At 70.9% G+C, this 19,887-nt stretch carries 20 protein-coding genes; 13 read left to right on the top strand and 7 right to left on the bottom strand.

The features are described from left to right. Positions 1 to 557: 557 nt before the first annotated feature. The 7 genes from ACZ6B1_RS06095 (at position 558) to ACZ6B1_RS06065 (ending at position 6,215) form a co-directional block, all read left to right on the top strand. Entirely contained in the window at positions 558 to 2,132 is a 1,575-nt protein-coding gene (locus tag ACZ6B1_RS06095) for a serine hydrolase (RefSeq protein ID WP_468775382.1), read from the top strand. A 118-nt stretch (positions 2,133 to 2,250) separates the two neighbouring features. Next, complete coding sequence (locus tag ACZ6B1_RS06090) at positions 2,251 to 2,793, top strand: DoxX family protein (RefSeq protein WP_468775380.1); 543 nt, start codon at positions 2,251 to 2,253, stop codon at positions 2,791 to 2,793. Positions 2,794 to 2,956: 163 nt separating this feature from the next. Beyond that, positions 2,957 to 4,369 (top strand): condensation domain-containing protein, encoded by a 1,413-nt coding sequence (locus ACZ6B1_RS06085; RefSeq protein ID WP_468775378.1) that lies wholly within the window; start codon positions 2,957 to 2,959, stop codon positions 4,367 to 4,369. Between the two features lie 199 nt (positions 4,370 to 4,568). Then, the gene (locus ACZ6B1_RS06080) at positions 4,569 to 4,811 is read left to right on the top strand and encodes a hypothetical protein (protein WP_199210523.1); all 243 of its coding nucleotides are present in this window, start codon (positions 4,569 to 4,571) and stop codon (positions 4,809 to 4,811) included. A gap of 66 nt (positions 4,812 to 4,877) precedes the next feature. After that, positions 4,878 to 5,210: a hypothetical protein gene (locus ACZ6B1_RS06075; protein WP_468775377.1), complete on the top strand. Its 333-nt coding sequence runs from the start codon at positions 4,878 to 4,880 to the stop codon at positions 5,208 to 5,210. Between the two features lie 138 nt (positions 5,211 to 5,348). Then, on the top strand, positions 5,349 to 5,645 hold the full coding sequence (locus tag ACZ6B1_RS06070) for a hypothetical protein (RefSeq protein WP_468775375.1): 297 nt from the start codon (positions 5,349 to 5,351) through the stop codon (positions 5,643 to 5,645). Positions 5,646 to 5,870: 225 nt separating this feature from the next. Continuing rightward, on the top strand, positions 5,871 to 6,215 hold the full coding sequence (locus tag ACZ6B1_RS06065; RefSeq protein ID WP_468775373.1) for a hypothetical protein: 345 nt from the start codon (positions 5,871 to 5,873) through the stop codon (positions 6,213 to 6,215). Between the two features lie 192 nt (positions 6,216 to 6,407). Here ACZ6B1_RS06065 and ACZ6B1_RS06060 read toward each other — a convergent pair whose 3' ends face one another. The 3 genes from ACZ6B1_RS06060 to ACZ6B1_RS06050 all read right to left on the bottom strand — a co-directional run bounded on the left by ACZ6B1_RS06060 (position 6,408) and on the right by ACZ6B1_RS06050 (position 7,801). Further along, complete coding sequence (locus ACZ6B1_RS06060) at positions 6,408 to 6,692, bottom strand: hypothetical protein (RefSeq protein ID WP_468775371.1); 285 nt, start codon at positions 6,690 to 6,692, stop codon at positions 6,408 to 6,410. 120 nt (positions 6,693 to 6,812) lie between these two features. Continuing rightward, positions 6,813 to 7,097 carry a hypothetical protein gene (locus ACZ6B1_RS06055; RefSeq protein WP_468775369.1) on the bottom strand — a complete coding sequence of 95 codons (285 nt, stop codon included), beginning with the start codon at positions 7,095 to 7,097 and terminating at the stop codon, positions 6,813 to 6,815. A 203-nt stretch (positions 7,098 to 7,300) separates the two neighbouring features. Then, a complete protein-coding gene (locus tag ACZ6B1_RS06050) occupies positions 7,301 to 7,801 on the bottom strand; it encodes a hypothetical protein (RefSeq protein ID WP_468775368.1) in 501 nt (166 codons plus the stop codon). Between the two features lie 481 nt (positions 7,802 to 8,282). Here ACZ6B1_RS06050 and ACZ6B1_RS06045 point away from each other — a divergent pair, with 481 nt between their 5' ends. The 3 genes from ACZ6B1_RS06045 (at position 8,283) to ACZ6B1_RS06035 (ending at position 12,126) form a co-directional block, all read left to right on the top strand. Continuing rightward, on the top strand, positions 8,283 to 9,002 hold the full coding sequence (locus ACZ6B1_RS06045; RefSeq protein ID WP_468775366.1) for a hypothetical protein: 720 nt from the start codon (positions 8,283 to 8,285) through the stop codon (positions 9,000 to 9,002). Between the two features lie 77 nt (positions 9,003 to 9,079). After that, positions 9,080 to 9,355, top strand: coding sequence for a hypothetical protein (locus tag ACZ6B1_RS06040; protein WP_468775364.1), 276 nt, complete (start codon positions 9,080 to 9,082; stop codon positions 9,353 to 9,355). Between the two features lie 203 nt (positions 9,356 to 9,558). Then, the gene (locus ACZ6B1_RS06035; protein ID WP_468775362.1) at positions 9,559 to 12,126 is read left to right on the top strand and encodes an amino acid permease; all 2,568 of its coding nucleotides are present in this window, start codon (positions 9,559 to 9,561) and stop codon (positions 12,124 to 12,126) included. A 236-nt stretch (positions 12,127 to 12,362) separates the two neighbouring features. On the opposite strand, the gene ACZ6B1_RS06030 is transcribed toward ACZ6B1_RS06035, so the two are convergent. Next, entirely contained in the window at positions 12,363 to 13,484 is a 1,122-nt protein-coding gene (locus ACZ6B1_RS06030; RefSeq protein WP_468775360.1) for a tetratricopeptide repeat-containing glycosyltransferase, read from the bottom strand. A gap of 183 nt (positions 13,485 to 13,667) precedes the next feature. Between ACZ6B1_RS06030 and ACZ6B1_RS06025 the strand changes: the two genes are divergently transcribed. Further along, positions 13,668 to 15,176, top strand: a complete 1,509-nt coding sequence (locus tag ACZ6B1_RS06025; RefSeq protein WP_468775358.1) for a glycosyltransferase family 39 protein — start codon at positions 13,668 to 13,670, stop codon at positions 15,174 to 15,176. A 108-nt stretch (positions 15,177 to 15,284) separates the two neighbouring features. Here ACZ6B1_RS06025 and ACZ6B1_RS06020 read toward each other — a convergent pair whose 3' ends face one another. From ACZ6B1_RS06020 to ACZ6B1_RS06010, 3 genes are all read right to left on the bottom strand, one after another. Further along, positions 15,285 to 15,998: a hypothetical protein gene (locus tag ACZ6B1_RS06020; RefSeq protein ID WP_468775356.1), complete on the bottom strand. Its 714-nt coding sequence runs from the start codon at positions 15,996 to 15,998 to the stop codon at positions 15,285 to 15,287. 240 nt (positions 15,999 to 16,238) lie between these two features. Further along, on the bottom strand, positions 16,239 to 16,592 hold the full coding sequence (locus ACZ6B1_RS06015) for a DUF805 domain-containing protein (RefSeq protein ID WP_468620022.1): 354 nt from the start codon (positions 16,590 to 16,592) through the stop codon (positions 16,239 to 16,241). Positions 16,593 to 16,678: 86 nt separating this feature from the next. Next, the gene (locus ACZ6B1_RS06010) at positions 16,679 to 17,926 is read right to left on the bottom strand and encodes an alpha/beta hydrolase family protein (RefSeq protein WP_468775354.1); all 1,248 of its coding nucleotides are present in this window, start codon (positions 17,924 to 17,926) and stop codon (positions 16,679 to 16,681) included. 158 nt (positions 17,927 to 18,084) lie between these two features. On the opposite strand from ACZ6B1_RS06010, the gene ACZ6B1_RS06005 reads away from it, so the two are divergent. Both ACZ6B1_RS06005 and ACZ6B1_RS06000 read left to right on the top strand, forming a co-directional pair. Continuing rightward, positions 18,085 to 18,684, top strand: coding sequence for a DUF3159 domain-containing protein (locus ACZ6B1_RS06005; RefSeq protein WP_468620024.1), 600 nt, complete (start codon positions 18,085 to 18,087; stop codon positions 18,682 to 18,684). Positions 18,685 to 18,749: 65 nt separating this feature from the next. Then, positions 18,750 to 19,841 (top strand): hypothetical protein, encoded by a 1,092-nt coding sequence (locus ACZ6B1_RS06000; RefSeq protein WP_468775352.1) that lies wholly within the window; start codon positions 18,750 to 18,752, stop codon positions 19,839 to 19,841. Positions 19,842 to 19,887: the final 46 nt, after the last annotated feature.

The raw sequence follows: 19,887 nt of genomic DNA, 5'->3' as shown, positions 1-19,887 counted from the left end.
GGCGTGACCTTCGAGCCGTTCGAGCCCCCTTCCCGAGATCGGGAAGGGGGCTCGTCGCTCGCCGGTGTGCACATGGCTCTCCCGGTCAGCCGTCCACGCGCAGGTGGATCGGACCGCGGAGGATGGGGCTGCGGCGGTACGGCGGAGGGACGGTGACCACGGGGCGGGTCGAGGCGGCGTACCAGTTCCTCGACGAGCGGTACGCCCAGGTCCGGGTCGCCGCGCAAGCCGTGCCAGCAGGTCGTCTCCCGGCCGGCCGTGGCGCTGCTCCAGCAGGCCGCCGAGGTACTGACGCAGGTCCTGTCGGGCCTGCAGACCCGCGCGCCGCGTGCCCCTGCCGCCCGGGCGACGTCGTGGCGCCGGCCCGCCCGCCAGTACCCGCTTCTCCCCGCTTCTCACCCGCTCGGTGACGCCCGGGTGCCGTGGTTCGCCGCTGCGGTGAATATGGAAAGGGTGCCGGGCGTGCCCCAGAGGGCAGGCGAGCGCGAGGTAGCTGGATCATGGCGAATCGGAGTCGTGGAAGAAGGCTGTGCCGCCGGGCCCGGGTGGGCGCCGCTGTGGTGTACCTGGGAGTGTTCGCGGCCGTCCTGCCGGGGTGCACCGGCGTCGACGCCGCGACCAGCAGTCCGTCCGCCGGCGCGTCGCTCGCCCCCACGCCACCGAAGCAGCCGCCGCCCCAGTTGACGCGGGCGCAGGTGGACACGGCTGTGGGCCGGCTCGACGGCCTGGTGCGCGACGCGATGCGGAAGACCGGGGTGCCAGGGGTCGCCGTGGGCGTCGTCCACCACGGCAGGGTCGTGTACGCGAAGGGCTTCGGCGTCCGTGAGCTGGGCAAGAGCGAGAAGGTCGATCCCGGGACGGTCTTCCAGCTCGCGTCGTTGTCGAAGCCACTGGCGTCCACCGTCGTCTCCGGGGCCGTGGGACACAAGGTCGTCGGCTGGGACGACCGGATGATCGTCCATGATCCGGGCTTCGCGCTCAAGAACCCGTACGTGACGGCGAACGTGACGCTCGCGGACCTGTTCTCGCACCGCAGCGGTCTGCCCGACCACGCCGGTGACCTGCTGGAGGACCTGGGCTACCAGCGCGACTACATCCTCCGGCACCTGCGGCTGGAGCCGCTCGCCCCGTTCCGCGCGAGCTACGCCTACACGAACTACGGCTTCACCGCGGCGGGGGTCGCGGTGGCCGACGCGGCGAGGACGAGCTGGCCGCGGCTGGCGGCGGACACACTGTTCGAGCCCCTGGGGATGGATCACTCCAGCTACGAGCGTGCCGACTACGACAAGGCCGCCGACAGGGCTTCGGCCCATGTCGAGGTCGACGGCCGCTGGAGGCCCTCCACCACCGAGAACGCCGACAGTCAGGCGCCCGCGGGCGGTGCGAGTTCGACCGTCGACGACCTCACCAAGTGGATGCGTCTGCAACTGGACAACGGCGCGTTCGGGGGGAGGCAGCAGGTCGACGCGACAGCGCTGGACCAGACCCGCATCCCGCACTCCGTCGCGATGGACCCCCTCGCGCCGGCCGGTGAGCCGGGCTTCTACGGGCTCGGCTGGAACGTCGGGTACGACGAGCGCGGACGGCTGCGCCTGAACCATTCCGGCGCCTTCGACCTGGGCGCCGCGACCGAGGTCACGCTGCTGCCCGGCGAACGGCTCGGCATCGTGGTGCTGACGAACGGACAGCCCATCGGCGTGCCCGAGGCGGTGGCCGCCGCGTTCTTCGACATCGCCCAGAACGGCAGGCAGACGGTCGACTGGCTGTCCTTCTACGGGAAGGTGGTGCGGGCCGCCGCTTACACCGGCATCTCCCCGACGAACTACGCCAAGCCGCCCGCCGACGCCGAGCCGGCCGAGGCCGACGACGTCTACACGGGCACCTATGCCAACGACTACTACGGCCCCGTCACCGTCACCAGCGACGACAGCGGCAGGCTGAGCATGACGCTGGGCCCGCGAAGGATGTCGTTCCCCCTGAGGCACTACTCCGGTGACACCTTCAGCTACGGGACACAGGGCGAGAACGCCGTCGGCCTGTCCGGCGTCACGTTCCACCCCCGTTCCGGCAGGGCCACGAGCGTCACCATCGAGCATCTCGACGCCAATGGGCTGGGCACCTTCAGCCGCTGACAGGTGGGTCACGCGAGGGTGTCGGCTCCCCACCGACAGGTACGGCCGCCGCCCGGATGCCCGATGCCGCTCGCGGCGCAAGGATCGGATGGGGGAGCGTTCCGACCGGAGTATCGCCATGCCGACCAACCGCATACTGAACCGCCCTGCTCGCTCCGAGGAAGCGGTGGCGCCTGCCGTCACCGCCGCCGACTTCGGCCTGCTGCTCATCAGGCTGGCCTTCGGCCTGCTGATGGCCGCCCATGGGGCGCAGAAACTCTTCGGGCTCTTCGGGGGCCCGGGCCTGACCGCGACCGGCAAGGGTTTCGCGGGTCTGGGCTATCGCCCGGGAAGGCTCTACGCCGTGATCGGAGGTCTGTCCGAGTTTCTCGGCGGCCTCGGTCTGGCTGCCGGACTGCTGACGCCGCTGGCCGCCGCCGCCCTGATCGGCGTCATGATCAACGCGATGGTTACGGTCACCGGTGCCCATGGCCTGTGGGAAGCGGACGGCGGTGTGGAATACAGCGTCTGCATCACGGTCGTCGCCCTGGCCGTGGCCGCCATCGGTCCTGGCCGGCTGGCCGCCGACCGCCTCTTCCCCTGGGGAGGCGGCGGCTGGATGGAGGCGGCCTTCGCCCTCGGCCTCGGCGGCCTCGGCGCCGCGATCACGCTGAGTCTGTGAACCCGCGTCTGCTGTCCGGCCTCGACGGAGAGTGAACTCCGCGTGATCGCTTCGTCGTTCGACGCGTCACACGTCCCGCTGAAATGACGGCGACACGGCGGCCGCCGCTCGCGCGCGGCGCCCCCTTCACCAAGCTGGTGTCTTCTGCGAAGGAGACGCCACCGTGCGAATTTCTGACATCCAGCGCTGCGAGGTCCGGCCCGGACGACTCGTCGAGTGGACGTTCAGCCCTGCGACCGTCCAGGCCGCGGCAGTGCTGCCGCCGGACCCGCGGCCGCCGGCGTACATCCAGGAGTCGCACATCCGGACGGCCCGTTCGGTGCGGGAGGACGGACTGTTCGTACCGACCTGGCTGGGCACCGCGTTCGACCTTCCGGGGTCTGCCGACCTCGACGCGCTGGAACGGGCGCTGCGCGGCTGGACGTTGCGTCACGAGACGCTGCGCAGCGGATTCCGGTGGGCCGACGAGGAGATGCACAGGTTCACCCTCGGCGAGGGCGACGTGTCCCTGCACCGCGAGGTGGTCGGCGACTTCGCCGACACCAACGCCCTGGTCCGGTATCTGCAGGACCGATTCGACGTGGCGGCGGACGCGCTCGGCTGGCCGAACCTCATCTACGCGGCGGTCGTCCGCGAGGACTCCACCAGCGTGTACATGGCCTTCGACCACACCAACGTCGACGCCTACTCGCTCCAGCGCATCCCCGACGAGATCCGCGAGTTGTACACCGCGGACGTCACCGGTCTGCCCGCGGCCGGCACGCCCCCGGGCAGTTACGTGGACTTCTGCGAGCAGGAGCGGACGAGCGCGGACGGGATCGACGACACCCACGCGATCGTCGACCGCTGGCGGGAGTTCATCGGCCGGTGCGACGGGAGGCTCCCGGAGTTCCCCGTCGACCTCGGGCTGCGGCCCGGTGACGCGCTGCCCACCCAGAAGCTGCTGTGCGAGCCCCTCGTCGACGCGGACGCCGCCGCCGCGTTCGAGGCGTACTGCAGGCCCTACGGCGGCAGCCTGGTGGGCGTCCTGGCCGCGACGAGCCTGATCGTCCACGAGCTGGGCGGGCAACCGGTCTACCGCACGGTCGTGCCGTTCCACACCCGGCTGAAGTCCGCGTGGTCGGACTCCGTCGGCTGGTACGTCGGCGGCGCCCCGATCGAGGTGCCCGCGGCGCGGGACTTCGACGGCGCGCTCGCCACGGTCCGCGCCGAGCTGAAGGCCAACCGGTCGCTGGCCCGCATCCCGCTGGCCCGCGTACTGCGCCTGCTGGGCGCGGACTTCCGCCCGACCTCGCCCGACATGTACTCGATCATCTCGTACGTGGACGCCCGGCTCACCCCCGGATCGGCGCGCTGGGCCGAGCAGAACGCGTACGGGCTGATCCGGGTGTCGTACGGCGACCAGGTGTGCGCCTGGGTCAACCGCCTGCACGAGGGCCTGTGGTTCGCCTGCCGCTACCCGGACACCGAGGTCGCGTACAAGAACGTACGGCTGTACGTCGAGGCGCTGCGGGACCTGATCCTCTCCGTGCCCGCGCACAGTCGTCTGCGGGTCGCGGAGCCGGCCTTCCTCTGACGAACTTCCGCCGACCGCACCCGAGTTCGGTAAGGCGGCGCCGTATGCGGTCAATTGGCGTCCCCGCGGTGACCACTGCGGGGTTGTCCGGCGCCCGGCCGGACCGGCGATGTGGAATGTCGCTCATCGCTACTGCTAGTGTCTGGGCCGTCACGCTAGGCAATCAATTTCGTTGTTCAGGCAAAGGACCGAGGGTTCCATGCGCAAGTTTCAGCAGGTCGTGATCGCAGCAGTGGCGGCCGGTGGCCTTTCCGCCATCGGCGTCGGCACGGCGGTCGCCGACACCTCCGACAACGGGCCGAAGGTGTCCGACTCCTACCGCCCCTACCAGGAGTGCAGCCCGCAGACGGTGGCCGAGAACAGCATCCCGGTCGGCGTGCTCGGGATCGCCGGCACCCTGGACACCACCTGCGGCCAGTACAACACCGCTTTCAACGGCTGAGTCCGGCCCGGTGCGGCCGGTTCTCGGGCGCCCCTGCAGAGAAAGACGCAACACATGTTCAGCAGGATGAAGATCGCGGCTGTCTCGGGGCTCGTCGGCGGCCTCACCGTGGCCTGCGCCGGCGTCACTCCGGCGTTCGCCGCAGGGGGGCCGACGCCGTGCACCCCCGACCTCCAGGGCAACATCAGCTGTACGCAGCGGATCACGGGCGAGGTGCCCGAGGACGGCGTCATGCCCCACCAGGAGACCTGTGCGCCGGTGCAGCCCGTGAGGCTGCCCGCCGCCCTCGGTACCGGGGTCATGCGGGTCGGACCCGAGATCACCTGTGCTCCCACCACGATGGGGGTGGCGCCCGACGAGGGTGACGGGGAGAACGGTTTGTTCGGCCTGACGCCCTGAGGGCCGTTGAGGCCGCCGCCGCTCAAGTTGCGGACACGACATGGGGAGTGTAGATCCTCGGCAACTACGGAGAGTGTGTATATCCTCACACCACGTAGTCGATCCGGGCGTTCCGTCCGGGTAAGAAAGGGTCAATCCATGCGTAAGTTTCAGCGCGCTGCAATCGTAGCGGCGGCGGTGGCCGGACTGTCCGTCCTCGGGGCCGGGGCCAGCTTCGCCGGCGAGAACGACGCGCCTCCGGCGATCAGTGCCGTGGCCAACTCCTCGGCCAACGCCGTCGCCGTCGGTGGTGGCTACTACGTCCAGCCGCAGGGCCAGCCGGAGGAGCAGCCGCAGGCCGAGCCGCAGGAGGAGCAGCCGCAGGGTCAGCCGCAGGAGGAGCAGAAGGACTCCGGGCCCGAGCAGGGCTACGGCGAGCACGGCGAGGACCAGTAACGACGTACTCCGTCGAGCGGTGTCCCCGTGGCACCGTGGCGAAGACAGCCCGGGCGCGCGCCGGCCGTAACGGCACGCGCCCGGGCTGCGGCCATCCCGCCCTCGGGTGCGCCGGACGACAAGTCCGGCCGTCGAGGGCGCGGTTCAGGTACATCGGCCCGGGCGCACGCCGGTCACAGGCGAAGGCGTCCGGGCCTGCCGTTTTGAGAAAGGGGAACACAGCGCATGTCCACCGCAAGGAAGATCGCCACCGCCTCGGGGCTCGTGGGAAGTCTCGCCGTGCTCTGCCTCGGCGCCGGCCAGGCGCACGCCGTCGGGCTCCCCGGTGGCTGCCAGAGCACCGCACAGGGCGGCACCGTGTGCGTCCAGAAGAACGATTCCCGTGTCGACAAGGACGGCACGCGCATCATCCAGCAGAAGCAGGACTGCTCGACGGCCGACCGTCCGAGCGTGGTGTTCTCGGCGGACGAGGCCACGGGCGAGGAGTCCGCGAGCACCGGGCAGGTCGTGGACTGCTCCAACACGGCGAAGCTGCCCGAGGGCTTCAAGAAGCCGCACGTCGACTTCTGAACACCGCCGGTACCGACGGTCCGTTGGGGAAGCGGCAAGCCCCGGTGTGCCGACCGCGGGTCGGGGCACCGGGGCTTGCCGTTCGGGCTTTCGGTGGCCGTTCTCCGGGCAAACGTCGATGGTCCCGGCGTCGGGCGTGGGCCGCGGTGCCGGGACCATTCGCTCTGCGGCGTCGGTGCGCCGGAGCGGGGCTCAGAAGGCGCTGTTGTTGCAGCCCATGGTCGAGCCGATGTCAGTGGCCTGCGCACCCGGGTTGCCCTCGCCGTTCAGCAGGTTGCCGCCCAGGCCGTTGGCGATGCCGACCTCGCCGAGGACGTCGGCGTTGAGGTCGTGCGAGGTGCAGGTGCTGCTCTGCTGGATGTTGAACTCGTCGCCGCCCTTGCCCCAGCCCTCGCCGGCGTGGGCGGCGCCGGCGCCGAAGAACCCGGCGCTTGCGATGGTGGCGACGAGCAGGGCGGTTGTGCGGAGCTTGCGCATGTGATCTCCCGATGAGTGAGGCGGGTGAGGTTCGTGGGGAACGGCAGTGGTCCCGGCACCGGGCGCGGGCCGCGGTGCCGGGACCATTCACGCTCCGGCGTCGGTGCGCCGGAGCGGGGCTCAGAAGGCGCTGTTGTTGCAGCCCATGGTCGAGCCGATGTGGGTGTTCTGGGCGCCCGGGCTGCCCTCGCCGTTCAGGCCGTTGCCCAGCAGGCCGTCGAGCAGGCCGACCTCGCCGAGGAGGTCGAGGTTCAGGTCGTGCGACTTGCAGTTCGAGCTCTGCGTGATCTTGAACTTGTCACCGTGGTCGCCGCCCTTGCCGCCCGCGGCGTGGGCCGTGCCGCCCACGAGTCCGATGCTGCCGATGGCGGCGATCAGGACGGCAACGTTGCGAAGCTTGCGCATGTCATCTCCGGTGGAGTGAGGGTGTGATCTGTGGCAGATCGACGTTTTACAGTTACGGGAGATTAGTGCGAAATACCCCAAAACGGGCGGCGGCGCGCCGCCTCCATGGTCGCACGCCCAAAAAACCCGTACTCCGTAGCGGATATGACGAACCGTCGGATCGTGTGGCGTGCGGACCGGGACGAGGCGCCGGCGTACGGCCGTCAGTACTGCTGGGCGCTGGCCAGGGAGTTCGACTGGCTGTTGGCCTGGGTGCAGTCGACGCCCCGGGTCTCGGCGGCGGCGAGCAGGGCGACCGGCACGTTCGCGTCGAGCACGTTCTGCGGGCTGCACTCCTGGTACGGACGGAACAGGTTGCTCTGGCTCACCGCACCGCCCTGGTTGATCGTCTGCGGGGCGCCCTGCGGGGCCTGCTGGGCCTGGGGCGAGATCTGGGGGCTGATCTGCGGGTTCAGCTGGGGGTTGACCTGCGGGGCGACCTCGGTACCTCGCTGCGGGGCGGCCTGCTGCGGGGCCGGTGAGCCGTAGGTCTGCGCGGTCGCCTGGGAGGAGGTGGCCGAGGCGGCCTGGGCGTCCGGCTGTGAGACGGGTGGCGGAACGGTCCCGTTGTAGGCGACTGGGGCGGCGGAGCTCGGGCCGGCGCCGACGGCGGACAGACCGCCCGCAGCTGCGATGACGAGCGCGACGTGCTGAAGCTTGCGCATGGAATCCTCGGCCCTTCGTTGACCTGTGCGCGGAACCTGGTGAAACGTTGACGGGGCGGCACGGCCTTCGCTGTCCCGCTGCCCGATGCGGCCGACGGCGCGCGATGGACCGTCGAGTCCGGCCCGTGGGGAACGAGAGGAGAACGGCCGCGGATACGGCCGCCGGTCCGGGGTCACCCATTCGACGCAAAGGCATGGGCCGGCATATGCCGTGATGCGTCTTCCGGAGATGCGGCAAACGGGTGACAGGCCTTCGGGCGCCGTGACCACGGCGTGGGAATTCTCGTTCCGACGGGGAGAAGGCAGCGACGTGGACTCAAAAGAGGGCGAGGAATTTCGCTGCCCCGCTTCACGTGACGTCCGTGTGCCGGTCAGGAGCAGCGCTGCTGACGGTGCGGTGTGAATATCGCACCGATTACACGCGTGACGGCGCCGAACGCAATTGCTTTCCCTTTTCAGGTATCGAAGGGCCGAGGGTTTCATGCGCAAGCTTCACAAGGCCGCGCTCGTTGTAGCGGCGGCCGGCGGTCTGTCCGTCATCGGCGTAGGCGTCAGCCATGCCGATTCTCCAGTCGGACAGGGCAGCGCCGCTCCGGCGCCGAGTCCCGATCAGCCGGCTCCGCAGGCCTACGCCCCGGCCCCGGCACCACAGCCGGCTCCACAGGCCTACGCCCCGGCCCCGGCACCACAGCCGGCTCCACAGGCCTACGCCCCCGCCCCGGCTCCGCAGGCCTACGCCCCGGCCCCCGCTCCGCAGCAGGCACCCCAGGTCTACGCTCCGGCCCCGGCTCCGCAGGCGCCCCAGCAGACCGGTTACGCCTCGGCGTCGGCCGTGTCGCACGGCTCGGCCCAGGCCACCGCGTCGCCCTACGCGCAGCCGGCGCCGTACCCGCAGCAGCAGCCGTACCAGCAGCCGGCGCCGTACCAGCAGGCCGCTCCCGCGCAGCCGGCGCAGGTCGTCCCGCAGGTCATGCCCCAGGTCATGCCGCAGGTCGCCCCGCAGGTGGCCATGCCCCAGGCCGTCAGCCAGGAGCCCCCGGCACATGTCGCCCCGCAGGTGAACCCGCAGGTCAACCCTCAGGTGAACCCGCTCGTCAACCCGATCATCGCTCCCCCGAGCGCCCCGGGACTGTCTCCGGTCGGCCTCGGTCAGCTCGCGGCACCGCCGGTCGGTCAGCTCGGGCTTCCCCGACTCGGCTGACCGCCCCCGCCGCGGACGCCCGCGTCACCACCCGATCCGTACCCCTCGCAGATTCCACCCCGGACAACGGAGAAACCATGCGCACGTTCCACAAGGCGGTCCTCGTGGGCGCCATGCTCGGCACCGTCGGCTCGTTCGGCGCCGGCACCGCCTTCGCACACGGTGAGCCCGGCCACGACATCGACGTCACGCAGGGCGTCGAGTGCCGTTCGCACGACATGAACATCGAGGTGCTCGGCAGCGTCGGCGCCCTCACCGGCCTCGGGGGCAACCTGCTGAACGGGGAGGGCAACCCCGGGGCGCAGCAGAGCCACCTCGGCTCGGACATGGGCTGCAACAACCAGGCGTTCTGACCGACCCCGGTCAGCGGCGGACCGGCCACGCCGGCCGGAGGGCGCCCGCGAGTCAGCGATTCGCGGGCGCCCCGCGCTGTTGCGGGGGCGGTGGCCCGGCGTTGGAATCGAGTGTGTGGCATTTTGGCGGCGCAGGGTCCGCCGACCGCCCCGCTCCCGGGACGGGGGCCGGTCGCAAAGGACTCAAGAACGACGCGCTGGGCATGTTCTCCTCGGTGGTCATCGGGCTTGCCTCCACCGCCCCCGCCTACAGCCTCGCCGCCACACTGGGCCTGATCGTCGCGGCGGTCGGCCTGCAGGCCCCGATCGTCATCATGCTGTCGTTCGTCCCGATGCTGCTGATCGCGTACGCCTTCCGGGAACTCAACGCGAGCAACGCCGACTGCGGAACGACCTTCACCTGGGCGACCCGTGCCTTCGGCCCCCGCACCGGCTGGATGGGCGGCTGGGGCATCGTCGTCGCCAACGTCATCGTCATGGCGAGTCTCGCCGAGATCGCCGGCACGTACAGCTTTCGGCTGGTGGGCCTGGACGGACTGGCGGAGGACCGATTGTGGACCACCGTCGCCGGCATCGTCTGGATCGCCGTGATGACCACGGTCTGCTACGTCGGCATCGAGTTCTCGGCCGCCCTGCAGCGCTGGCTGCTCTGCATGGAAGTGGGGATGCTGCTCGTCTTCGCCGTCGCCGCGCTGGTCAAGGCCTACATCGACGTACCGCCGACCGCGATCCACGTCTCCGCGTCCTGGTTCAACCCCCTCGAGATCTCCTCGACGAAGGCCCTCACCTCGGGTCTCCTGGCCGGGGTCTTCATCTACTGGGGCTGGGACACCGCCGTCTCGATCAACGAGGAGACGGTCGACAGCACCCGCATCCCCGGCCGCGCGGCGGTCATGTCCACCGTACTGCTGCTGATCATGTACGCGCTGGTGTCCACCTCGGCGCAGGCCTTCGCGGGAACCGGTGGCTCGGGCGTCGGGCTGGGGAACACCAGTAACTCGGACGACGTCTTCTCCGGGCTCGGCGAAGCCGTCTTCGGAAGCGACGGGACAGGTCTGGTGCTGTCCCGGCTGCTGATCCTCATGGTGCTGACCTCGGCGCTGGCGTCCACCCAGACCACCATCCTGCCGCTGGCCCGGACCGTCTTCTCCATGGCGGTCCACAAGGCCGTCCCCGCCCGGTTCGCCCGGGTGCACCGCAGGTTCCTGACGCCGACCTGGTCGACCGTCGGGATGGGCGTGGTCTCGATCGCCTTCCTCGTGCTGCTGACCTCCTTCAGCGGGAACGTGCTGGCCGACTCGGTCGACTCGGTCGGCCTCGCGATCACGTTCCACTACGGCCTGACCGGCTTCGCCTGCCTCTGGTACTACCGCAAGATCCTCGACCGCAGCACCAAGGACCTCGTCTTCAAGGGAGTGCTGCCGGGCCTGGGCGGGCTGATCATGCTCGCCCTGTTCCTCTACGCCACGTATGTCTACGCGGCCCCGGGCTACGGCGCGACCAGCGTCGACCTGCCGCTCTTCGGGCCGACCGGCGGGGTCACCGTCATCGGTCTCGGCGCCCTGCTGCTCGGTCTGCTGCTGATGCCGGTGGTCACCCGCGGACACGGGGTCGCCCTCAAGCTCCAGCGGAGCCTGCTGCCGCGCCGCCTGCCGTCGCACACCGCCCTCGACTCGGCGAGCCGTTACCTGCCCGCCGACAACGGGTCCGGGGTGGGCGGCGACTGGTACGACGTGATCCCCCTGTCGGGCACCAGGGTCGGCCTGGTCGTCGGGGACGTGCTCGGTCACGGCCTGCGCGCCGCCGCCACGATGGGCCGCCTGCGTACCGGGGTGCGCGTCCTGGCCCGCCTCGACCTGACCCCGGACGAGCTGCTGTCCCGCCTGGACGACCTGGTCGAGCAGACCGCGCACGAGCGCGGGGACGGCCACGGCGGCCCGAGCCCTCCGAGGTCGCAGGCCGACGAGGCCAGGGGCGTGACCTGCCTGTACGCGGTGTACGACCCGGTCTCCGGGCAGTGCAGCCTGGCGCGGGCCGGGAATCCGGTGCTGGCGGTCGTCGAACCGCACACGGGCGTCGTCGAGTACCCGGAGCTGCCCCCCGGACCACCGCTGGGCGTCGGCGGTGTGCCCTACCAGAGCGCGGAGCTGCGGCTGCCGCCGGGCAGTCTCGTCGCCCTGTGCACGGACGGCCTGCTGCAGGCCACCGCCGACCGGGCCGCCGGGCTCGCCCAGCTCTCCGGGATCCTCGCCGGTGACCGGACGTCCCTGGACCAGCTCTGCGACCGCGCGGTGACCGCCCTGCTGCCCGGGCCGGTGGACGTGGACGCCACACTGCTCGTGGCCCGCACCCGGCTGCTCGACCGGAGCCAGTTCACCCAGTGGGAGCTGCCGCCGGACCCGGCCGGAGTGGCCGGCATCCGTACCGCCGTCAGCAAGCAGCTACGGGACTGGGGGCTGGAGGACCTGGCGTTCACCAGCGAGCTCATCGTCAGCGAACTGGTCACCAACGCCATCCGCTACGTCGGGGGCCCGATCCAGGTGCGCCTGATCCGCGACCGGACGTTGATCTGCGAGGTGTCCGACACCGGCCACACCACGCCCAATCTGCGCCACGCCGCGAGCGACGACGAGGGGGGCCGGGGTCTGTTCATCATCGCCCAGATGACCCACAACTGGGGCACCCGCTACACCCCAGGCGGCAAGACTCTCTGGACCGAGCAGGACCTGCCGTCGCCGGACGGCGGTGCCCCCGGGGCCCGGGGGGACTGACCGGACGCGGGCGCCCCCACCAGCCGCCTTCCGGGCCGGGGAGGGCGCCTCGTACCGGTCGGTCGAAGCAGCCGGCGACCGGGTTCGGGCTGCTGAGGCTCACCCCTGGACCATCTCGGGCAGGGGGTCGAACAGCACTCCCCGCAGGCTCGCCCGCTACCGGCCGGTCTCCATCCGATGGTCCTGTGCCGTGCGTCCGACGGCCGTACCGGACTTGCCTCTCCGCCGGACAGGGGTCATGCGCCGACGAGGGGTCTCGCGCCGGTGCCCGTGGCCAGCCCGGCCCGGGCGAAGTCGCGGTTACGGGCGATCCGGCCGCGATCCTCCTCGGGCACCTTCCCGCCGTCCAGCAGCTTCTCGCAGCACTCCAGCGACTCGCGGTACTCGCCCATCCAGTACGCCGACACCGCCAGCTCGTCCAGTGCCCGCCAGTCGTACCAGGCGTGCTCCACGAAGAGGATGTCCCGCGGGCGTGGGAGCTCCGCCGCCCGCCGCGCGAAGAGGTACGCGAGCGGCCAGCGCTCTCCGTTGACACGGCACAGGTGCGCGAGCTCACCGAGCGGTTCGGCCCGGGTGGGCCGGTACTCGTGCGCGTCCAGGAAACGGGCCATGACCTCGGGTGCCCGGCGCTTGAGCGTGATCGCGAGCCGGGCCGCGTAGAGCCGCGCGCAGAACGTCTCCTCGGCGAAGCCGTCCATGTCCGCGCGCCGGTCGTAGGCGGCGAGTGCCTTGGCGGGTTCGCCGGCGTCACGCCAGCTCTGTGCCAGGTAGAAGGCGTACCGGGCGTTGTCCGGCTCCTTGGCGAGCCCGTCCTTGAGGATCGCGGCGTCACGGAGGTACTTCTCGCGCTCGCCGCCCTTGAGGCGTCCGCCGCCGCCCATGATGACCATGCGCGCGCCCTTGAAGGTCTCCCGGCTGAAGTGCGTGCCGCAGTCCAGGTACTCGTGCAGCACCCCGACGTACCGCCAGGGAAGCCGGGTCGACACCATCGTCGGGCGCCAGTGGACGAGAGGACCGTGACGCACCTCGAAGTCGTAGCAGTCGTATTCGAGTTCCGGCATCGTGAAGCGGCCGCCGGTCTCCATCACGTCATCGGCGTCGATGAACAGCAGATAGTCCGCACGGTCCCGCGCCAGCTCGATGGCCTCGGTGCGACTCAGGTCGAAACCCCGCCAAGGGCTTTCGTGCAGTGCCCCGGGCAGGCCTGCGAGGGTTTCGCGGACGACGTCCTGCGTGCCGTCGGTCGAGCCCGTGTCCAGGATGACCCAGGTGTCGATCAGCGGGCGCACGGATTCGAGGCAGCGTCGGATCACATGAGCCTCGTCCTTGACAATCATGTTGAGGCAGACCGTTTTCATGACTTTTTCTTTTCTGTGATGAAAAGGATCGGCGGTGAATTTACCGACTCATGGACGTCCGTACAAGCAGCGCCGCCAGCGCTTGGCATCCATTCAGGTGAAGGCCTGAGACGTTTCTCGTCCCGCTGTGTCCAGGGCTGTGTATAAGTGGGCCGTTCATGGTGCATGACGTGGGAGATTTTCATGGTTATCACCGCGCAGCTTCCCCAGCCACGCGAGGAGATCGAGGGACCCGGGGCGGCTGAGCCCGAAAAGGCACGGGTGCGGCTGTGGCTCTGGCCGTTCACCATCACGCTCGCCCTGGGCGGCTACGGGCTGACCGGCTCTCTGCTGGGCCGCGACGAACTGGTCACCTGGGACATGGTGAACCGGAGCGGCGGCCGGATTCTCGCCACCGTGCACAACGTCGACGCCGTGCACGGCACGTATTACCTGCTGATGCATCTGTGGGTCGGACTTTTCGGTGACTCGGTGGTTTCCCTGCGAATCCCCACGGTATTGGCCATGGCCGGCTCGGCTGCCGTCGTGGGGCTCATCGGTAACCGGCTGTTCGGCTACCGTGCCGGAATTCTCGCGGGAATTCTGTTCGCCATCGTCCCGGCGGTGAGCCGTTACGGCCAGGAGGCCCGCAGCTACGCTTTCGTGGTTCTCGCGGTCGCCGTGGCCACCCTTCTCCTGCTCCGGTTGCTGGAGAAGCCGGGCAGCCCCTGGCGGTGGGCCGCCTACGTGCTCACGCTGGCAGTCGTAGGGCTCCTGCACCTGATCGCCCTGTCCGTCGTGCTCGCCCACGCCTGTGCGCTCGCGGCCCGTGCCAGGCAGGACCGCTCGCTGTGGTGGAGGTCCGCCCTCGCTCTGGTGGCGGTCGCCGGCTGTGTCACCCCGCTCGCCCTGCTCGGCCGGTCCCAGGCCCATCGCCAGCTGTACTGGGTTCCCGAGCCCGACGCATGGGCGTCGCTCTCCCTGCCGCGCGACGTCTTCGCCTCCGCGCTGGGTGCCGGGGCGATGGTCACCTTGGCTCTGCTGGCCCGCTCGCCGAGCCGGGCCCCGCTGCTCCTGTGCGGCGCCTGGGCGCTGTTGCCCCCCGTCCTGGTCTGGGGCGCCTCGCACGGAGCGGTCTCCTACTTCCGGTCCGTCTACGTGCTGTTCACCCTGCCCGCCTGGGCACTCCTCGCCGGGGCCGGCCTCGCCGCGACCTGCCGTTCCTGGAAGCCGGCCCTGGCTCTCGTCGCGCTGCTGTCCGTCCTGACGCTGCCCGACCAGAGACAGATGCGGGGGCCGTTCGAGCACAACGCCCCGGTGCCCGTCGACTACGCGGCGGCGGCCGAGGTGATCAGGAAGCTCCATCAGCCGGGAGACGCCGTCGTCTACGACCGTATGGACTCCTGGAAGCTCGACAGCGGGGTCCAGTACTACCTGCCCCGCGGGTTGAGACTGCGCGACGTCTTCCTCGCGAGGACACCCGCCGCGATCAACGATCTCTACCCCGTGCAGTGTTCGGTCCCCGCCCGGTGCCTCGGGCACGAGCGGCGCGTCTGGCTGCTGACCCAGGGGAGCGACTTCCCCTTCGCCGCCATCGACCCGCCGCAGGCGAATGCCCTGCAGAGCCGGTACACGCTGACCCGGAGCCGGTCGGTGACGGGGATGACGGTCAGCCTGCTGGAACTGGGAGCCGCGAGGGCGCCCGGCCGCTAGGCCCGAAACGCGGCACGGGGTGTCCGGCGGTCCGCATCCGCCGGACACCCCGAATGCGGTGCGCAGGCAGCCTGAACTCAGGCCGTGCGAGCCGGGGTGGAGCACCGGTCACATGACGATGGTCCCGCCGTTGACGGCGTTGGGGGCCGGCTGCCTGTTCACGAGGACCCAGGCGTTGTTGTCGCAGTTCAGAGTGCGGTCGCTGGGGACGATCTGGCAGGTGGTCTCGTAGACCGCGCCACCCGTGGTCACGACGTCGACCCTCAGGTCCCCCTCCGCCTGGCCGCCCAGGGAGTGCTGGGCGACCGAGACGCCACAGGGGTTCGCCGGGTAGTTGGGGTGGGTGGTGAGGTCCGTCCACAGGAAGGGACCGGGGGTGGTCCCCGTGAGGTCACGGATGCCCGCGTACGTCCTGCCGCCGGTCAGCGTGGCCCGCACCTCGAAGTTGCCGCTGTCCTGGTTGGCGTCGATGTCGGAGCAGGGCCCCGCCGCGCCGGTCGCGCCCGTGGCGCCGGTGGCGCCGGTGGCGCCGGTGGCACCGGTCGCGCCCTTGCACTCGTCCTTGCCGTCCCCGCCGACTCCGTACGCCCGGAAGTAGGACTTCAGGAGAGAACGGGTCGGGTGATCGTCGTCCTTGCAGTGGTCGTCGCCACCGTGGCCGCGGCTCGCGGCCTTGTGCGCGGTCACGGTGTGTGCCGCGGCGGCGGCGGGGCTCACGACACCGGCCGCCAGGACCAGCGTGAGCGAGGTGACCGTTCCCGCCTTCTTGAGCCGGTGCCGTGCCAGCGGTCCGAAAAGGGATGTCCTGTAGTCAGGACTCATCGACGTGCTCCTTGTGCCTAAGGTCCGGGTGCAGTCCCGAATCCGCACACGAGGGTGGACCCTCCGGCACCGGTCAACCCGTGCGTCACGTCGAAACGCGGCCCTTTATCCGTAGATTGGACTAACGCCTACGGTCCGATGGGGCAATGCCGCTCACCTCGCCGGGTCGGGCTCAGCCGGTGAAGGCATGCGAAAGGCCCGCCGGAGGATTCCGGCGGGCCTTTCGCGGCTGGTGTCCGCTCAGGCGGCCTGGGCGTACTTCGGGTTCGGGCCGTACTGGTTGGTCTCCGGCTTGCCCTCGGTGGCGAGGAAGACGATCAGGATGATCGTACCGACCAGCGGGATGAGGGCGATCAGGAGCCACCAGCCCGAGCGGCCGGTGTCGTGCAGCCGGCGGACGGCGACGCCGAGGCCGGGCAGCAGGGTGGCGAGCGAGTAGATGATGCCCAGGACGCTCGAGCCGATGGCCTGGTCCACGATCGCCAGCACGATGCTGATGATGATGTTGAACAGGAAGAACATCCAGTATTCCTGCCGCCGCGCGCGGCCGCTGAACACGGCGTACTTCTTCAGGACGTCGATGTACCAGTGCATGGTTGTCCCCCCAGGTGAACAAGTTCAGTTGGCCTCCCATCGAACCAGTCACGGTGACCGGAAACCATGTCTTTGGCGTGGTCGGGTCAATGTGTTACCCGGCTGTGGTCGTTCGGTGACAGGGGGGTCCCGGCGGCGGCGACGCGGGCGTCCAGCCAGTCGAAGACACGCTGCTCGAACAGGGCCCGGCCCAGCGGCTCGCAGTGCATGTGCGCACCCTCCTCCTCGGTGAAGCGCACCAGGTGTTTCGGGCCGGGCAGCAGGTCGTACAGCTCCCTGGAGGCACCGGGCCAGAAGTGCTCACCGTCCGGGTCGGTGATCAGCAGCGGCGTGGTGATCCGGCCGGCGACGGGGGTGACGTCGTACCGGGAGACCTCCGTCAGCAGAGCGGACGGCGAGTCGATGCCGTACGGCTTGGCCCGCCAGCGCCACATCGCGGCGAGCGCCGGGTCCTGGTTCAGGCCCTCCCGGAGGAAGCCGTCGAAGGCCTCGCGGTCGCCGGACTCCCACAACTGCCGTAGCTCCGGGCCGAGGTTGTGCCACCAGCTGTCCACCACCCGGACCACGCCCGGGTCGGCGACCGCGGCGGCGATCCGGTGCTCGAAGGCGAGGGCGCGCGGCACCCAGTACCCGGCCTGGCTGATGCCGGCCAGGACGATCCGCCGGGAGTCGACGTCGGGGCGGGAGCGGAGGAAGTCCACGACCGGGGTGACGACGTGCTCCCAGTCGGGCCGGAAGGTCATCCCGCGTTCGAAGAGCGTCGACTGCTGGCCCGGCCCGTCGAAGAGCAGGACCCGGTATCCGCGGGCCACCGCCGGCGCGCCCAGCAGCGTCCAGGCGGAACTGACCGGACCGTCACTGCCGTTGTTGGCGATCAGCGTCGGCAGCGGGCCGGAGACGCCGGGCGGGCCGACGAGGTACCCGGGCAGCGACGTGTCCTCATAGGGGACGGCCACCGGTTCGGCCGGCGGGTCCCAGGCCCGCAGGAAGCGGTCGAAGCACGCGCGGTGTTCCGGGAACACCTCGGCCAGCCGTTTCCCGGGATCGGTGACCGCGTCGGCGCCCACCAGGGCCGTCCCGAAGTAGCCGGCGGCACGCAGCCACCCGTCCCGCGCGCTCACCGTGTGCCCCCCGGCCGCGGCGCGGTCGGCCTGCTCCCGGACCGCGCTGCCCAGGCCCACCCAGGCGTCGAACCACCTCTGCCCGTCGGCGTCCGCGACGGCCGAGGCGGTGGCCAGCACCTCGCCGGGATCCGCGCCCTGCCGCCAGGCCGAGCCCAGGGCGAGCCGGATCTCGTAGTCGAACTGGACGTTCTCGCTGAATCGGTAGGTCATGGCGGCTCCCGGACAGGCCGTGACGGCACCCCCTCGCACGTCCGGACCGCGTCTTTCACGGTAGGGGCCGGGTGCCCGCCGCGCACGACGGGCGGCATGCGGCAGGCCACGCGACGATGGGGGAGGGGGCCGGTCCCGACATCCGACGGGAGGACTCCATGGCGCAGCAGACGGCGACGAAGGCGCCGACCCAGAAGCCCGCGGGCACGGGCGGCGTGTTCTTCTCGTTCGCCCCCTGGATCATCTTCGGAGTGGTCGCCAGTCCCAGCACCTGGGAGTACGCGGCACTCGCCGCGCTGATCGCCGCGATCGTGCTGTCGGGGAAGGACATGCTCCGGGGCAGGTTCTACCTCCTGGACATGGTCGGCATCGTGTTCTTCGCGGTCATCACGGTCCTGGCGCTCGCCCTGGACCGCTCGCAGCTCATCTGGCTGGAGACCTACGCCCAGGTCATCTCCAACGGCGTCGTGGCCGTCGTCGCGCTGGGGTCGCTGTTCGCCGATCCCTTCACGGCGCAGTACGCCCGGCAGCAGACACCCCGCGAGTACTGGGACTCGCCCGTCTTCGCGCACATCAACCGGGTGCTGACGGCGGCCTGGGGCGTGGTCTTCGCCCTCATGGCGCTCTCCACCTGGCTGGCCATCCGGAACCCGTCCATGGACGACTGGTTCAACTGGGTCGTCCCGATCGTCCTGCTGGTCGGGGTCATCAAGTTCACCGAGCGCTATCCGGAGTCGTACAAGGCACGCGTGACCTAGGGCCTCCCGTCCGGAACGAAGGACCCTCTTGCATCCGCGGGGGCGTTCGCTGCGTCTACCCCGGTATGGACCTCGACAAGCCGCCCGCCCAGGAGCAGTACCCGGAAGGGTGCCTGGCCGTGGCGATCCGTGTTCCGGTGCGGATCGTCGTGCTCGTGCTGGTGGTGCCCGTTCGGCTGGTGTGGGACGCGCTGACCGTCGCCGGGCGGTTCCTGGCCCGCACGGTGCTGCGTCCGCTCGGTCGCGCGCTGCGGTGGCTCGGCCGGGCCCTGTTCGTATGGCCGTTCGTCGCGCTGTGGCGGTGGGTCGTGGTGCCCGCCGGAAAGGCGCTGGGGTGGCTCGGGCACGCGCTCGTCGTCGTACCGGCGCGATGGCTGTACCGGTATGTGCTGACCCCCCTGGGGCATGGCCTCGCCCGGGTCGCGCGGTCGATCGGGGCCACTCTCGAGTGGCTGTACGCGCGCGTGCTGGCCCCCGTCGGGCGGGGGATCGCCTGGCTGCTGAAGGGCGCCGGCCTGCTGCTGGCGGCTGCCGGGGCGGGGGCGTTCGCCGTCGCGTCCTGGCTCGCGCGGCACCTGCTGGTCGTCCCGGCGCGATGGCTGTACGCGTGGGTGCTCGCACCCGTGGGACGGGCGCTGGCGTGGCTGGCGGGCGCCGTCGCCACGGGGATCGGCGCCGTCCTGTACTGGACGGCCCGCGTCCTGCTCGTCCTGCCCGCCCTCGCCCTGTGGCGCTGGGTGCTCGTGCCAGTGGGCCGGGTCCTGGCCGTCGTCGCGCGGGAGACCGGGGAGGCCCTCGGGCACGCCTGGCGGATCGCCGGGCGGATCTCCCGGGCCGTCGGACGGGTGCTCGGGACCCTCCTGCGGTGGATCTTCGTGGAGCCGGTGCGCTGGGTGTACCGGACGGTCCTCACCCCCGTCGGGCACGCCCTCCGGGACCATGTGCTGCGGCCCGCCGCCGAGGTGGCGCGCGTGGTGGGGCGGAGCGTACGGCAGGCGCTGGCCGCCGCCCGCGGCACCGTGCGGCAGGCCCGCGCGGACCTCGGGCGGACGCTGTTCGGCGAGCCCCGGCCGCCGGCCGCTGTGGACCGGCGGGAACCCCAAGGCCACGGGGCACGTACTCTTGGTAGGAGTACCACCGCACTCACGAAGGACTAGGACACTGGGCAAGCGACAGCCCGAAGGCCCGCCGCCCGCACCCGCG

The sequence above is a fragment of the Streptomyces sp. NPDC041129 genome (assembly GCF_055592265.1).
Note: the sequence above shows the minus strand (reverse complement) of the source record. Positions and strands in the feature narration are given on the sequence as shown.

Excerpts from the sequence above, each read along its gene's own strand:
- ACZ6B1_RS06040 (WP_468775364.1), top strand. The coding sequence starts at position 9,080 with ATGCGCACGTTCCACAAGGCGGTCCTCGTGGGCGCCATGCTCGGCACC.
- ACZ6B1_RS06000 (WP_468775352.1), top strand. The coding sequence starts at position 18,750 with ATGGACCTCGACAAGCCGCCCGCCCAGGAGCAGTACCCGGAAGGGTGC.
- ACZ6B1_RS06065 (WP_468775373.1), top strand. The coding sequence starts at position 5,871 with ATGTCCACCGCAAGGAAGATCGCCACCGCCTCGGGGCTCGTGGGAAGT.
- ACZ6B1_RS06025 (WP_468775358.1), top strand. The coding sequence starts at position 13,668 with ATGGTTATCACCGCGCAGCTTCCCCAGCCACGCGAGGAGATCGAGGGA.
- ACZ6B1_RS06010 (WP_468775354.1), bottom strand. The coding sequence starts at position 17,926 with ATGACCTACCGATTCAGCGAGAACGTCCAGTTCGACTACGAGATCCGG.
- ACZ6B1_RS06020 (WP_468775356.1), bottom strand. The coding sequence starts at position 15,998 with ATGAGTCCTGACTACAGGACATCCCTTTTCGGACCGCTGGCACGGCAC.
- ACZ6B1_RS06050 (WP_468775368.1), bottom strand. The coding sequence starts at position 7,801 with ATGCGCAAGCTTCAGCACGTCGCGCTCGTCATCGCAGCTGCGGGCGGT.
- ACZ6B1_RS06075 (WP_468775377.1), top strand. The coding sequence starts at position 4,878 with ATGAAGATCGCGGCTGTCTCGGGGCTCGTCGGCGGCCTCACCGTGGCC.
- ACZ6B1_RS06055 (WP_468775369.1), bottom strand. The coding sequence starts at position 7,097 with ATGCGCAAGCTTCGCAACGTTGCCGTCCTGATCGCCGCCATCGGCAGC.
- ACZ6B1_RS06015 (WP_468620022.1), bottom strand. The coding sequence starts at position 16,592 with ATGCACTGGTACATCGACGTCCTGAAGAAGTACGCCGTGTTCAGCGGC.
- ACZ6B1_RS06045 (WP_468775366.1), top strand. The coding sequence starts at position 8,283 with ATGCGCAAGCTTCACAAGGCCGCGCTCGTTGTAGCGGCGGCCGGCGGT.
- ACZ6B1_RS06090 (WP_468775380.1), top strand. The coding sequence starts at position 2,251 with ATGCCGACCAACCGCATACTGAACCGCCCTGCTCGCTCCGAGGAAGCG.
- ACZ6B1_RS06030 (WP_468775360.1), bottom strand. The coding sequence starts at position 13,484 with ATGAAAACGGTCTGCCTCAACATGATTGTCAAGGACGAGGCTCATGTG.
- ACZ6B1_RS06060 (WP_468775371.1), bottom strand. The coding sequence starts at position 6,692 with ATGCGCAAGCTCCGCACAACCGCCCTGCTCGTCGCCACCATCGCAAGC.
- ACZ6B1_RS06080 (WP_199210523.1), top strand. The coding sequence starts at position 4,569 with ATGCGCAAGTTTCAGCAGGTCGTGATCGCAGCAGTGGCGGCCGGTGGC.
- ACZ6B1_RS06005 (WP_468620024.1), top strand. The coding sequence starts at position 18,085 with ATGGCGCAGCAGACGGCGACGAAGGCGCCGACCCAGAAGCCCGCGGGC.
- ACZ6B1_RS06035 (WP_468775362.1), top strand. The coding sequence starts at position 9,559 with ATGTTCTCCTCGGTGGTCATCGGGCTTGCCTCCACCGCCCCCGCCTAC.
- ACZ6B1_RS06070 (WP_468775375.1), top strand. The coding sequence starts at position 5,349 with ATGCGTAAGTTTCAGCGCGCTGCAATCGTAGCGGCGGCGGTGGCCGGA.